The following is a 13,782-nucleotide window of genomic DNA, read 5'->3' as shown; positions in this document are numbered from 1 at the left end:
GCGCCAGAGGGCGTACCGACATGACAGAACCCGGCAGGGCACGCCCTGCCGGGTTCCGACGGTCCCTAACGCGTGACCCGCGCCCCTTCGACCAGCGCCTGTACGGCGTCCAGCGCGGCGGCCCGGTCCTCGGGCACCAGGCCGATCCGCGTCCGCCGGTCGAGCACGTCGGACGCGTCGAGTGCCCCCTCGTGCCGCAGCGCCCACAGCACCTCGGCGCCCGTGGCGGGGTGGCCCGCCAGCAAGGGGGCGGCGAGCGCGGGGTCCCGCAGGGCGAGCGCGTGGACGGCGGCCGCCTCGGTGCCGTAGCGGCGGACCAGCCGGCGCGGTGCCCGCAGCGCGCCGAGCGTGCGCGGCGAGGCGGCGCCCACCAGCGGCAGCCGCGCCGTGGGGGAGGGGCCGGCGGTGAGGGAGCGGGCGGCCACCGCGGCGTCGACGGCGTCCTCGGCCATGCGCCGGTACGTCGTCAGCTTGCCGCCGACCACGGTGACGACCCCGTCCGCCGAGGTCAGCACGGCGTGTCGGCGTGAGATGTCGGATGTCCGCGGCGGCGCGCCGGCCGGTCCGTCCGGAGCCGTGTCCAGCAGCGGGCGCAGGCCAGCGAACGCCCCGACGACGTCCCCGCGGCCCACCGGCTCGTCCAGCACCGAGCCGAGCACGTCCAGCAGGAAGCCGATGTCCGTCTCCGGCACCTCCGGGACGTCGGGGACGGGACCGTCAACGGGTTCGTCGGTCAGGCCGACGTACACCCGGCCGTCGCCCTGCGGCAGGACCAGCACGAACCGGTTGGTCTCGCCCGGGATCGGGATGTGCAGCCCCGCGGGCAGCGGGCCGAGGCGGTCGGCGCGCAGCACCAGGTGGGTGCCGCGCGAGGGGCGGATGCGGATGCCGTCGACCAGGGCGCCCGCCCACACGCCGGTGGCGTTGACGACCGCGCGGGCGCGGATCTCGCCCTCCTCGCCGGTCAGTTCGTCCCGCACGCGCGCACCGGTGCCGGTCAGCTCCAGGGCGCGCACCCGGGTCAGGATCCGCGCGCCGCGCGCGGCGGCGGTCCGGGCGAGCGCGGTCACCAGGCGGGCGTCGTCGCTGAGCCGGCCGTCCCAGGACAGCAGCCCGCCGCGCACCCCCTGCGCGCGCAGCGCAGGGGCCAGGTGCCGGGTCTCCACGGCGGACAGCCGGCGCGGCGCGGGCAGCGTCGCCCGGGCCGTACGGGCCGCCAGCCGCAGCGTGTCACCGGCCCGGAACCCCGCCCAGGCCAGCGCCGCCTGCGGACGGGAGACCAGCGGGGTCAGCGGCAGCACGAACGGCTGCGCGTGCACCAGATGGGGTGCCGTGCGCTCCATCAGCACACCCCGCTCGACGGCGCTCTCATGGGCCACGTCGAGCTGCCCCGAGGCGAGGTAGCGCAGGCCGCCGTGGATCAGCTTGGAGCTCCAGCGGGAGGTGCCGAAGGCGAGGTCGTGCGCGTCGATCGCGGCGACCGTCATCCCGCGGGCCGCCGCGTCCAGCGCGGCCCCGGCGCCCGTCGCGCCCAGGCCGACGACCAGCACGTCCACGGGCGGGCCGCCGACCGTGTCGGCCAGTTCGCGGGTGCGGCGCGCCGCGGACAGCGAGGATCCCGGCACCGCCTCGGGGGAGTGGGGGCTCATGGGGCGAGGGTCCTCTCGAGAAGGGACCGCAGCTCGCCGAGGAAGGCCGCGCCGGTCAGCTCGGCGTCGTCCTCGTCGGTCATGGTCCGCAGGGACAGGGTGAAGGACTGCACGACCAGCAGCAGGGCGCGGGCCTGCCGGGCGGTGTGCCCGGCGCGCACCGACCCGTCGGCGTGGCCGGCCTCGATGGCCTCGGCCAGCAGCCCGAGCAGGGCCTCCTGGCTCGCCCCGCGGCGGTCCAGGACGTACGGCAGCAGCAGCTCGGGATCGACGTCGACGATCTTCCGGAAGAGGGGATGGGCGCGGAAGGCCTCCACGCCCGCCACCAGCCCGTCGACGATCAGGGTCCGGGCGTCGAGATCCGGCCGGCGCGCGGGCATCGCCCCGGTGGCGACCGCGATCCACTCACGGGTCATCAGATCGCCGACCAGGGACCGCACATCGGGCCAGCGCCGGTACAGCGTCATCCGGGAGACGCCCGCGCGCCGGGCCACGTCGGTCATGGTCGTGCGGCGCACGCCGACCGCGAGCACGCAGTCGCGCACCGCGTCTAGCACCCGGTCGTTCGCCGTGCCCTTCTCCGGCCCGCCCTCGGGGCCCTGGTCCTCGCCGCTGTCCGCGTCCTTGTGACGAATAGGCGTCATGTGTCACAGTGTAACGCCCCTGCCGGAGCGGACACGCCGCGCAGGACGGAAACCCTCGGACCGACCCGTGAGGACGACGACCATGGACATGCTGTGGAACGGCTGGGGCGACCCCGCCAAGGCCGCCCCGCTGCCCGAGACGGTGACCGGACTGCTGCGCGACTGGCTCGGCGTCACCCCGCGCACCACCGCCCCGCTCGCCCTGGAGCAGCTGCCGGTCCCCGAGCCCCGGCTCGACGCCGCTGCCCACCAGGCCCTGGCCACCGCCGTCCACGGCACGGAACACGTCCGCACCGACGCCGAGACCCGCGTCCGGCACACCCGCGGCAAGTCCACCCCCGACCTGCTGCGCATCCGCCACGGCGACGTCGACGACCTCCCCGAGGCCGTCGTCCTGCCCGCGGACCACGACGACGTCCTCGCCGTCCTGCGCGCCTGCGCCGACCACGGCCTCGCCCTCGTCCCGTTCGGCGGCGGCACCTCCGTCGTCGGCGGCCTCGCCCCGGCCGGCAAGCGGCCCTTCGTCGCGCTCGACCTGCGCCGCATGAACCGGCTCCTCGACCTCGACCCGGTCTCCCGCACCGCCACCCTGCAACCGGGCCTGCGCGCCCCCGAGGCCGAGGAACTCCTCGCCGGGCACGGCTTCACCCTCGGCCACTTCCCGCAGTCCTACGAGTGGGCCACCCTCGGCGGCTTCGCCGCCACCCGCTCCAGCGGACAGGCCTCGGCGGGCTACGGCCGCTTCGACGAGATGGTCCTCGGCCTCACCCTCGCCACCCCCGAGGGCACCCTCGACACCGGACGCGCCCCGCGCTCGGCGGCCGGACCCGACCTGCGCCAGCTCGTCCTCGGCTCCGAGGGCGCCTTCGGCGTCATCACCTCCGTGACCGTCCGCATCCGCCCCCGCCCGCAGGCCCGCCGCTACGAGGGCTGGCGCTTCGCCGACTTCGACACGGGCGCCGCCGCCCTGCGCCGCATCGCCCAGGACGGCCCCCGGCCCACCGTGCTGCGCCTGTCCGACGAGACCGAGACCCTGATCGGCCTCGCCCAGCCCGACGCCATCGGCTCCGCCCTCGACGGCGGGCAGGACGCCGGCTGCCTGGCCGTCGTCGGCTTCGAGGGCACCGAGGAGGACACCGCGCTGCGCCGCGAGCAGGCGGCCGCCGTGCTGGCCGCGAGCGGCGGCACCCCGCTCGGCGACGCACCCGGACAGCGCTGGGCCGAAGGACGGTACTCGGCGCCGTACCTGCGTGACTCCCTGCTGGACGCCGGCGCGTTCGCCGAGACCCTGGAGACCGCGACCTTCTGGTCCCGCGTGCCCGGGCTGTACGCCGCCGTGCGCGACGCGCTGACCGGCACCCTCACCGAGGCCGGCACCCCGCCCCTGGTGATGTGCCACATCTCCCACGTCTACGAGAACGGCGCCTCGCTGTACTTCACCGTCGTCTCCGCCCAGGGCGAGGACCCCCTCGCCCACTGGACGCGCGCCAAGCACGCCGCCAACGAGGCGATCCTGGCCGCCGGCGGCACCATCAGCCACCATCACGGCGTGGGCACCGACCACCGCGACTGGTACCTGCGCGAGGCCGGGGACCTCGGCGTCGCCGCCCTGCACGCGGTCAAGCGCCGCCTGGACCCGGCCGGGCTGCTCAACCCCGGCGTCCTGCTCCCCGCCGACTGAGCCGCACCCCTCCTCCCCGTCCCGGTCCCGAAAGGCAGCACCCATGCGACAGTTCACCGCCGTCGTCAACCCCACCTCGGGGGCGTCCGCCGGCGCCGCCGCGCTGCTCGGCGTGGCCCGGCTGCTGCGCGAGGCCGGCGCCGGGCTGGAGACCGCCTACAGCCGCAGCCTCGACCACGCCCGGCAGCTGGCCCGCGACGCCGGGGAGCAGGGCCGGGTGGTGCTCGCCGTCGGCGGCGACGGCATGGCCGGCGCGATCGGCGGCGCCCTCAGCGGCACCGGCGTACCGCTCGGCCTCGTCCCCGCCGGACGCGGCAACGACTTCGCCCGGGCCCTGAACCTGCCCGCCGAACCGGAGGCGCTGGCCGGCGTCCTCCTGCACGCCGAGCCGCGCCCCGTCGACACCATCGAGGTCACCTCCGCCGTCCACGACCGCACCGCCGTCCTCGGCAGCGTCTACGCCGGCGTCGACGCCCTCGCCAACCTCCACGCCAACAACGCCCGCCTGCTGCGCGGCGCCGCCTCCTACTACCTCGGCGGCCTGCGCGCCGTCACCACCTGGCGCCCGGCGCGCTACCGGCTCACCCTCGACGGCGAGGAGCATCTCCACCACGGCTACACCGTGGTCGCCGCCAACTCCGGCTACTACGGCTCCGGCCGCCTCGTCGCCCCCGACGCGCGCGTCGACGACGGCCTCCTCGACATCGTGCTGATCGCCCACGCGCCCCGGCGGCTGTTCTTCTCCCTCATGAACGAGCTGGGCACCGGCGCCCATGTGCGCCGGCCGCAGGTGCGCGTCCTGCGCGCCAAGGAGATCCGCATCGAGGCCGACCGCCCCCTGCCCTACGGCGCCGACGGCGAGGTCGACGCCACCCTGCCGGTCACGGCCAGGGTCCTGCCGGGAGCCCTCAGCGTGCTGTGCTGAACGCCGTACCGCCTGGTGGGAGCACTGCCGACGCGCCGTACCATGATCCGGCCACCGGGGCAGGGGAGGGACCACATGAGCGGTGCGACGGACAGGGCTGTGCCGCAGCCGACGCAGATCTCGTCATGGCAGCGGGCCGAGCACAACGCGGCCCGCTGGATGCGGTACTGGGGGTACGCCGACGCCACCGCGCGGCCCGGCGGCCCCGACGCGGGCGTGGACGTACGGGCGCGGGGCGCGCTCGGGCAGGTGAAGTACCAGGCCGCCCAGGTCGGACGCCCCGAACTGCAGCGCTTCGTCGGCGCCCGGCCCCGGGGCTCCACCGCCCAGCTGATCTTCTTCACCGGCAGCGACTACACCCAGTCCGCCCTCACCTATGCGGCGGAATGGGACATCGCCCTGTTCAGGTACGGCCTCGACGGCGCGATGACCCCGGCCAACGACGTCGCCCGGCGTGTCCAGCGCCGGGCCGTCGCGCAGCCCTCGGCCCAGGCGCCGACCCGGACCGCCCCCGCCTCCGTCCCGGTGCGCGCCTCGGCCCCGCCCGAGCGGCCCTTCTGGCAGCGCGCCCTGCGGGTGTGGTTCGGCGTCACCCTGCTGCTGGCCCCGCTGGGCTCGATCGGCGACGAGAAGACCTACACCGGGCCGCTCGCCCTGGACGCCGTCAAGTTCGTCGGCATCTTCACGGGCTGCTGGCTCGTGGGCGGCTATCTGCTGGTGACCCGCAAGGGCCGGCGCGGGAAGCGGAGCGAGGCCTGGCCGGCGCGCCCCTCCTCCCCGGCCGTTCCCCCGCGCCCGTCCGGCCTGGCCGCGCTGTCCGCGCCGTTGCCCGCCGACCTCGTCGCCGAGGCCGCCCGGATGCTCTCCTCCGGCCGCAAGCCGCACGAGGTCGACCGGGTGCTGCGCGAGCGCGGGGTGCGCTTCCTGGAGCGCGGCCGCATCCTCAACGAGGCGCAACGGCCCACGCAACGGCACTGAGGGCAGGGCGCCCCGCGCGCACGGATGTCGGTCCGCCCCTTTGCCTGGCTATCATCCTCTCAAAGCATAATCCGGGGTTTTGCCCAGAAATCGGGGCCCTGCCCTGTCCACGGGCACAAGTCCTGCCGGAGTGATCCATGTCCCGCACGCGTCCGCCGGACGACGGCGACGAGCTGCTCGCCAGGCTCGGCGCGCTGACCGCCCAGGCGCGTGAGCGTGCCGAGCTGCAGCGCTCGCAGGTCGAGCTGGCCATCGCACTCCAGCGCGGCATGCTTCCCCGGGACCTGCCCACCGCCGACGGCTTCCACCTGGCCGTGCGGTACACCCCCGCCACGCACGGCCTCAGCGTCGGCGGCGACTGGTACGACGCCTTCCGGCTGCCCGACGGCCGGATCGGGCTGTCCATCGGCGACGTACAGGGCCACAACATCGAGGCCGCCGCCTTCATGGGCCAGGTCCGGGCCGGACTGCGCGCGCTCGCCTCCGTCACCGGCGAACCCGGCGACCTCCTCGCCCGCACCAACGAACTGCTGCTCTCCCTGGGCAGCGACCTCTTCGCCACCTGCACCTTCCTGCGCCTCGACCCGGCCACCGGCGTCCTGGAGAGCGCCCGCGCCGGCCACATACCGTGCGTGTGGGCCACGGCCGACGGACGCTCCGGCATCGCCGAAGACGACGGCGGGCCGCCACTCGGGGTCGTCCCCGGCGCCCGCTACCCCGTCACCCGCTACGGCCTCACCACCGGCGGGGTCTTCGTCCTGGTCACCGACGGCGTGGTGGAAGGGCCGTCGATGCATCTCGACGAGGGCCTGGACCAGGTGGTGCGCCTCGCCGGCGTCGCCGCCGTGGCCGGCCTCGACGTCGACGCGCTCGCCGGGGCCGTCATCAAGGGCGCCGAGCGCGTCGGACACGCCGACGACGCGGCCGTCCTCGTCATCGGCCACGACGGGCAGCGCGCGCCGCGCTCTCAGCCATAGGGCGGGACGGCGGGGCCGCTCGCCTCGCCGTCCCGGCGCCACCGGTGTGTGATGGCTGCTGTGGAGGCAAGCCGGGATCAGCGCCTGCGGGGCGTCCTCGTCCTCGTGGGCCAGGCGCTGGCCGTCGCGGGCGCCTACTACCTCGCCGGGCGCCTCGGACTGGTCAGGGAGCTGGTCGTCGAGGGCGCGGTGTTCACCCCCGTCTGGCCGCCCAGCGGCGTCGCGGTCGCCGCCCTGCTCTACTTCGGGCTGCGCGTGTGGCCCGGCATCGCCCTCGGTGTCTTCCTCGTCATGCTGTCGATCACCACCGACCTCCAGCCCGCCGCGCTCGGCACCGTCTTCGGCAGCACCGCCGCCCCCGTCTGCGCCTTCCTCATGCTGCGCGCCGTGGGCTTCCGACCCTCCCTGAGCCGGTTGCGCGACGGGCTCGCCCTGGTGTTCCTCGGCGCACTCGGCGCCATGCTGATCAGCGCGACCGCGGGCGCGGGCCTCCTCGTCCTCACCGACAAGATCGCCTCCGACGATTTCTGGCCCGTCTGGCTGGGCTGGTGGGTGGGCGACGCCATGGGCGTCCTGATCGTCACCCCGACCCTCATCCTGCTGCACCGGATCCGGCTGCCGGTGCGCCTGTCCCGCTGGCCGGAGGCGCTGATCCTCGGCCTGACCACGTGCTTCCTCGTGCCGCTCGCCGCTTACAGCACCCTCAGCATGCTGTACCTCGTCTATCCGCTGCTGATCTGGGCGGCGCTGCGCTTCCAGCTCGCCGGCAGCATGCTGTGCGCCCTGTGCACGTCCGTCGTCGCGACGATCGCCGCCACCGACGGAGCCGGCTCCTTCCGGGGCCTGACCCACGTCGAGGTGATGGTCAAGCTCCAGGCCTTCAACGGCTCCATGGCCCTGACCGCCCTGCTGCTGTCCGCCGTCATCACCGAGCAGCAGAACACCCGCCGCTCGGTGGAGCTGGCCTGCCAGGAACTGGTCGAGGTACTCGGACACCTCACGGCCGGAGACGCCCCGCAGGGACGCGGCCAGGCCGACGACGGCCCCGACCGGTTCGGCTGAGAGCCGCCGTCCCGACCCCCGGCGGTCACGTCCCCCGACCGTCACGTCCACCGACCGTCACGTCCCCCGGCGGTCGAGGAACTGCACCAGCCGGGCCTCCGACCGGGCGATCCGCTCCCGCTGCGCGGCCGGCAGCCCGGCGAGCGCGTCGGCCAGCACCCGCTCCCGCGGCACGTGCACCATCGTGCCGCCGTAGACGCGGCAACCGGGACACCAGGTCAGCCCGACGCACCGCTCGAACCAGCGGGAGCCGGCCGCGTACAGCCGGTGCGTGTACGACCGGACGGCCGAGCGGCACACAGCGCACACCCGTCGCCCTTCCCCGTCCAGTGCGGTCTCCCAGCCCGGCGCCTTCCGCCAGGGCCGCCACACCGGCTCGGTCACGCCCCGCCCCTCTCCGCGACGACCCGGAACTCGGCCGGGCCGACCACCAGCACCCCGTCGCTCAGCGGCGTGCACCGCACCCCGCCCCCGCCCCGCAGCGCCCGCTGCGCGCCCGGGCCGACGGTGACGTCCATCCAGGCGCACGGCCGGGCAGGCCGGTTCACGGCGAACTCCACCGGCCCCTCCCCGCAGTCCAGCGAGACCGTCGCCCCGACCAGCCCGTCCACGTCGACCCCGCGCAGCAGCACGTTGCGCCGCGTGTGCCGCAGGTCCACGGACGCGGCGATGTCCAGCGGGAGGAGTTCGGCGGCCATCAGGGTGACCGACGCGTCCCGGTGCGCCGGCCGGCCGAAGTACCGGTCGCCGACCAGCCCCAGGCCGCGCCGCACCGCCACCCGGGAAACCCGCTCGTCCGGCACCGACGGCAGCCCGTCCGAGGGCCGCCCCGCCAGCAGATGGGCAGGCGACACCAGCAGCTGCACCACCTGCACCTCCGTCATGCCGTTCACCCTAATGCCGGACATCCGGCCGAAGGGCGGCGGGAACGTGCCGAAGCGGCCTGCGCGGTAGGGATCCCCTCCCGGAGGAGGGAAGATGAGATCGCGAACCGATGCACGACCTCAGTGCGTGACCTGTGTGGAGGAGTGGGCGCATGCAGCACGAGCGAGCGGGGCAGCCGGCCGGACCCGAGGACCTGGTCGACGTCGCCCGACTGGTGACGGCGTACTACACGCTGCACCCCGACCCGGCCGACCCGGACCAGCGCGTCGCCTTCGGGACGTCCGGCCACCGCGGATCGTCGCTGGCGACCGCCTTCAACGACGACCACATCGCCGCGACCAGCCAGGCCATCTGCGAGTACCGCACGGCGCAGGGCACCGACGGGCCGCTGTTCCTGGGAGCCGACACCCACGCCCTGTCCGAGCCGGCGCGGATCACCGCGCTGGAGGTGTTCGCCGCCAACGACGTCACCGTCCTCATCGACCAGGCCGACGGCTACACCCCGACCCCGGCCGTCTCGCACGCGATCCTCACCCACAACCGGGGCCGCACCTCGGGCCTCGCCGACGGCGTCGTCGTCACCCCCTCGCACAACCCGCCCGCCGACGGCGGCTTCAAGTACAACCCGCCCAGCGGCGGCCCCGCCGGCTCCGACGCCACCTCCTGGATCCAGAACCGGGCCAACGAGATCATCGCCGCAGGCCTGAAGGACGTCCGCCGCATCCCGTACGCCCGGGCGCTCGCGGCCTCCACGACGGGCCGCCACGACTTCCTCGGCAGCTACGTCGCCGACCTGCCCGCCGTCCTCGACCTCGACGCGATCCGCTCCGCGGGCGTCCGCATCGGCGCCGACCCGCTCGGCGGCGCCTCCGTGGCGTACTGGGGCCGGATCGCCGAGCAGCACCGGCTCGACCTGACCGTGGTCAACCCGCTGACCGACCCCACCTGGCGGTTCATGACGCTGGACTGGGACGGCAAGATCCGCATGGACTGCTCGTCGCCGCACGCCATGGCCTCCCTCATCGAGCGGCGCGACCGGTTCGACATCGCCACCGGCAACGACGCCGACGCCGACCGGCACGGCATCGTCACCCCCGACGGCGGCCTGATGAACCCCAACCACTACCTGGCCACCGCCATCGCCTACCTGTACGCCCACCGCACCGAGTGGCCCGCCGACGCCGGGGTCGGCAAGACGCTGGTCTCGTCCGGCATGATCGACCGCGTCGCCGCCGACCTCGGCCGCCGGCTCGTCGAGGTGCCCGTCGGCTTCAAGTGGTTCGTGGACGGCCTGGTCGACGGCTCGCTCGGCTTCGGCGGCGAGGAGTCCGCCGGCGCCTCCTTCCTGCGCCGCGACGGCTCGGTGTGGACCACCGACAAGGACGGCATCATCCTCGCGCTGCTCGCCTCGGAGATCACCGCCGTCACCGGCAAGACCCCCTCCGAGCACTACCGGGCCCTGACGGACCGCTTCGGCGCCCCCGCCTACGCACGCACCGACGCCCCGGCCACCCGTGAGGAGAAGGCGCTGCTCGCCAAGCTCTCGCCCGCGCAGGTCACCGCCGACACCCTGGCCGGCGAGCCCGTCACCGGCGTGCTCACGGAGGCGCCCGGCAACGGCGCCGCCATCGGCGGCATCAAGGTGAGCACCGCCAACGCCTGGTTCGCGGCCCGGCCGTCCGGCACCGAGGACGTGTACAAGATCTACGCCGAGTCCTTCCTCGGCCCGGACCACCTGGCCCGGGTGCAGGAGGAGGCCAAGGGCGTGGTCCTGGCCGCCCTCGGCGGCTGACAGCCGTACCCCGCGGCGGGCATGGCACGGCCCGTCGCGGTTACTCCGGGTGGTATGGCCGGAAATAAAGAGGAACCCACCGACGGTCACCGCCCGCCGGACGAGCCGACCCAGCTGTCGAAGCAGTCCTGGTGGGCGGTGTTCAAAGGCACGATCAAGGAGTTCAAGGACGACGAGCTCACCGACCGGGCGGCGGCGCTGACCTACTACGGAGTGCTGTCGCTGTTCCCCGCGCTGCTCGTGCTGGTCTCCCTGCTCGGCATCGCGGGCAAGTCGGCGACTGACCAGGTCCTCGACAACCTGAAGAAGCTCACCCCCGGCTCGGCCCGGGACATCATCACCAACGCGGTCGAGCAGCTCCAGGGCCGCGGCGGGGTCGGGTCCCTCATGGCGGTCGTCGGCATCGTCCTGGCCGTCTGGTCGGCCTCCGGATACGTCGCGGCGTTCATCCGCTCCGCGAACGCCGTCTACGACATGCCCGAGGGCCGTCCGGTGTGGAAGGTGCTGCCCGTCCGGGTCGGCGTCACCGTGGTCCTGCTCGTCCTGGCCGTCGCCAGCGCGCTGATCGTCGTGTTCACCGGCGCTCTCGCCCGGCAGGCGGGCGACGCGCTGGGCATCGGCGACACGGCCCTGACGGTCTGGGCGATCGCCAAGTGGCCGGTCCTGGTGGTCCTTGTCACCATCATGATCGGGATCCTGTACTGGGCCGCACCCAACGTGAGGAACCGCGGCTTCAAGTGGATCACCCCGGGCAGTGTGCTGGCGCTGCTGATCTGGCTGATCGCCTCGGCCGGCTTCGCGCTGTACGTGGCCAACTTCGCCTCGTACAACAAGACCTACGGCACCCTCGCCGGCGTCATCGTCTTCCTGGTGTGGCTGTGGATCAGCAACATCGCCATCCTGCTCGGCCTGGAGTTCGACGCCGAGCTGGCCCGCCAGCGGGCGATCGCCGGGGGCATGTCCCCGCACGAGGAGCCGTATCTGCCGCCGCGCGACACGCGCGCGTGGGACGAGGAGGACCAGCGGCGGCTGAGCCAGTGACCCGGTGACCGCTTCAGTGACACACCTGCGACTCCGATTCCGAGGAAGGGTGCGGGATGACCGAGTACGAGCGTTCGCGCACGATGCCTGCCCAGCCCGAGCACGTCTTCGACCAGGCCGCCCAGGTGGACCAACTGGACGCCTGGCTGCCGCATGCCCTGCACGTACACGCCGAGGATCCGCCGGCCGTGACCGTGCACGCGGACCGCACCGACGAGGACACCTCCGCGCTGCTGCGGGCGCGGCGCGAGCAGATGCGCCTGGAGTGGGGCACCCGCGAGCAGGGCGGCTACGCGGGCTGGCTGCAGGTGGCCGGCCTGGACAGCGGGGCCAGCGAGGTGACCGTGCACCTGTCGTTCTTCGACGACGACCACGACCCCGGCGAGCAGGCCGTCGCCGAGGCACTGGAGAGCAGCCTGCGCCGGCTGGAGGAGCAGGTCAGGCTGCGCGTGGACAACGCGGGCGGCTGAGCGGCCCCGCCCGGCGCGAACGCCCCGTCCGCCCTGCCCGGCACGGCCGGCGCGGGCGGGGTCAGTCGACGGGCCAGGTGTGCACCGGCGCGTTGAGGTGCATGTAGTCCGTGTACAGCGCCGTCATGCGGCGCAGCGCCTCGTGCCGTCCCCCGTGGCCGGCGGCGAGCAGACGGTGGAACACCTCCTTCTGCCAGACGGCGCCGTTGCGCGCGGTGACGCACCGCTGCTCGATGACGCCGAGCAGCGGCTCGCGCCAGGCGTCGTCCATGCCGGACAGCTCCAGGCCCCGGTGGGCCAGCGGCAGCAGCCGCCGCAGCACCAGCTCGGGGACCGGCACCTCGCCCATGCCCGGCCAGTACAGCGGGGCGTCCATCCCGTGGCGTGCCGCGCTGTGCAGGTTGTCCTCGGCCGCGGAGAACGACATCCGTGACCACACCGGGCGTTCCTCCTCGACCAGGGCGCGGGTGAGGCCGTAGTAGAAGGCGCCGTTGGCGAGGGTGTCGGCGACGGTGGGGCCCGCCGGCAGCACCCGGTTCTCCACCCGCAGGTGCGGGGTGTCGTGGGTGACGGCGTACACGGGACGGTTCCAGCGGTAGATGGTGCCGTTGTGCAGGGTCAGCTCGCCCAGTTCGGGGATGTCCCCGCGGTCCAGCGTCTCGGCGGGGTCCTGCTCGTCGCAGATCGGCAGCAGCGCCGGGAAGTAACGCAGGTTCTCCTCGAACAGGTCGAAGACGCTGGTGATCCAGCGCTCCCCGAACCAGACCCGGGGACGCACCCCCTGCACCTTGATCTCCTCCGGGCGAGTGTCGGTCGCCTGCTCGAACAGCGGGATCCGCGTCTCGTGCCACAGCTCCTTGCCGAACAGGAACGGCGAGTTGGCCGCCAGCGCCACCTGGACGCCGGCGATCGCCTGGGCCGCGTTCCAGTAGTCGGCGAACTCCGCCGGAGAGACCTGGAGGTGGAACTGCGTGCTGGTGCACGCGGCCTCGGGGGTGATGGTGTCCGCGTAGGTGCGCAGCCGGTCGGGGCCGTCGATCTCGATGTGCAGGTCCTCGCCGCGGGCGGCGAAGATCTGGTCGTTGAGCAGGTGGTAGCGCGGATTCTCGGATAGCGCGGCCGCGCCCACGTTCTCCTGCCGCAGCGTGGGCAGGACCCCGACCATGATCAGGTGGGCGCCCACCGACGCGGCGCGCTGCTCCGCGTGGTTGAGCGCCGCCCGGATCTCCTGCTCCCAGGCGTCGGGCCCGCCGGCCGTCAGCCGCCGGGGCGGCACGTTGATCTCCAGGTTGAACCGTCCCAGCTCGGTCGACCAGGCCGGATCCGCGATCGCCTCCAGCACGTCGACGTTGCACATCGCCGGTTCGGCGCGGTCGTCGACCAGGTTCAGCTCGATCTCCAGGCCGACCTGGGGCCGTTCGGACTCGAACCGCTCCTCGCGCAGCATCTGGGCGAGAGCGTCCAGGCACTGCTGCATCTTGCTCCGGTACCGGCGGCGGTCCTCTCGGGTGAAGACCAGCGCGGGAACGTCCCGTCCCATCGGCCCCTCCCAGGTTTCCCTGCTCGGCCACCTATCCCCCCAGCGTCCCACCGCGCGAGCGCTCGCACCAAGGCGGGACGGCGCCCTCAACACCCGGTATCATTAATGGAAACTAAATTCCACAATGTGAAAGTGTGT

Annotated in this window: 13 protein-coding genes; 8 read left to right on the top strand and 5 right to left on the bottom strand. The window is 74.1% G+C overall.

What is annotated here, in order from left to right; translation table 11 throughout:
• Positions 1-65 precede the first annotated feature (65 nt).
• Positions 66-1,649: a glycerol-3-phosphate dehydrogenase/oxidase gene (locus tag IE308_RS02330; protein WP_190216362.1), complete on the bottom strand. Its 1,584-nt coding sequence runs from the start codon at positions 1,647-1,649 to the stop codon at positions 66-68.
• Positions 1,646-2,293, bottom strand: a complete 648-nt coding sequence (locus IE308_RS02325) for a TetR/AcrR family transcriptional regulator (RefSeq protein ID WP_190216361.1) — start codon at positions 2,291-2,293, stop codon at positions 1,646-1,648. Before IE308_RS02325 ends, IE308_RS02330 begins: the two co-directional genes overlap by 4 nt.
• An 82-nt stretch (positions 2,294-2,375) precedes the next feature.
• Here IE308_RS02325 and IE308_RS02320 point away from each other — a divergent pair, with 82 nt between their 5' ends.
• From IE308_RS02320 to IE308_RS02300, 5 genes are all read left to right on the top strand, one after another.
• Positions 2,376-3,974, top strand: a complete 1,599-nt coding sequence (locus tag IE308_RS02320; RefSeq protein ID WP_190217334.1) for an FAD-binding oxidoreductase — start codon at positions 2,376-2,378, stop codon at positions 3,972-3,974.
• Positions 3,975-4,017: 43 nt separating this feature from the next.
• Positions 4,018-4,899, top strand: a complete 882-nt coding sequence (locus IE308_RS02315) for a diacylglycerol/lipid kinase family protein (protein WP_190216360.1) — start codon at positions 4,018-4,020, stop codon at positions 4,897-4,899.
• A 75-nt stretch (positions 4,900-4,974) separates the two neighbouring features.
• Complete coding sequence (locus IE308_RS36735; RefSeq protein WP_229908673.1) at positions 4,975-5,877, top strand: restriction endonuclease; 903 nt, start codon at positions 4,975-4,977, stop codon at positions 5,875-5,877.
• Between the two features lie 137 nt (positions 5,878-6,014).
• Positions 6,015-6,854, top strand: coding sequence for a PP2C family protein-serine/threonine phosphatase (locus tag IE308_RS02305; protein WP_190216359.1), 840 nt, complete (start codon positions 6,015-6,017; stop codon positions 6,852-6,854).
• A gap of 51 nt (positions 6,855-6,905) precedes the next feature.
• On the top strand, positions 6,906-7,916 hold the full coding sequence (locus tag IE308_RS02300) for an MASE1 domain-containing protein (protein ID WP_190216358.1): 1,011 nt from the start codon (positions 6,906-6,908) through the stop codon (positions 7,914-7,916).
• Positions 7,917-7,973: 57 nt separating this feature from the next.
• On the opposite strand, the gene IE308_RS02295 is transcribed toward IE308_RS02300, so the two are convergent.
• Entirely contained in the window at positions 7,974-8,300 is a 327-nt protein-coding gene (locus IE308_RS02295) for a hypothetical protein (protein ID WP_190217422.1), read from the bottom strand.
• On the bottom strand, positions 8,297-8,800 hold the full coding sequence (locus IE308_RS02290) for a molybdenum cofactor biosysynthesis protein (RefSeq protein ID WP_190216357.1): 504 nt from the start codon (positions 8,798-8,800) through the stop codon (positions 8,297-8,299). The genes IE308_RS02295 and IE308_RS02290 overlap by 4 nt, the downstream gene beginning before the upstream one ends.
• Before the next feature lie 152 nt (positions 8,801-8,952).
• Between IE308_RS02290 and pgm the strand changes: the two genes are divergently transcribed.
• Genes pgm through IE308_RS02275 form a run of 3 tightly spaced genes read left to right on the top strand, consistent with a single transcriptional unit; the run spans position 8,953 to position 12,104 of the window.
• Entirely contained in the window at positions 8,953-10,593 is a 1,641-nt protein-coding gene (gene pgm / locus IE308_RS02285) for a phosphoglucomutase (alpha-D-glucose-1,6-bisphosphate-dependent) (protein WP_110634940.1), read from the top strand.
• Between the two features lie 54 nt (positions 10,594-10,647).
• Positions 10,648-11,634 carry a YihY/virulence factor BrkB family protein gene (locus tag IE308_RS02280; RefSeq protein ID WP_229908672.1) on the top strand — a complete coding sequence of 329 codons (987 nt, stop codon included), beginning with the start codon at positions 10,648-10,650 and terminating at the stop codon, positions 11,632-11,634.
• A gap of 56 nt (positions 11,635-11,690) precedes the next feature.
• Positions 11,691-12,104: an SRPBCC family protein gene (locus IE308_RS02275; RefSeq protein WP_190216356.1), complete on the top strand. Its 414-nt coding sequence runs from the start codon at positions 11,691-11,693 to the stop codon at positions 12,102-12,104.
• Between the two features lie 61 nt (positions 12,105-12,165).
• On the opposite strand, the gene IE308_RS02270 is transcribed toward IE308_RS02275, so the two are convergent.
• A complete protein-coding gene (locus IE308_RS02270) occupies positions 12,166-13,644 on the bottom strand; it encodes a glutamate-cysteine ligase family protein (protein ID WP_110634948.1) in 1,479 nt (492 codons plus the stop codon).
• Positions 13,645-13,782: the final 138 nt, after the last annotated feature.

It is taken from the genome of Streptomyces griseosporeus (assembly GCF_014656055.1).
Classification (GTDB): domain Bacteria; phylum Actinomycetota; class Actinomycetes; order Streptomycetales; family Streptomycetaceae; genus Streptomyces; species Streptomyces griseosporeus.
Note: the sequence above shows the minus strand (reverse complement) of the source record. Positions and strands in the feature narration are given on the sequence as shown.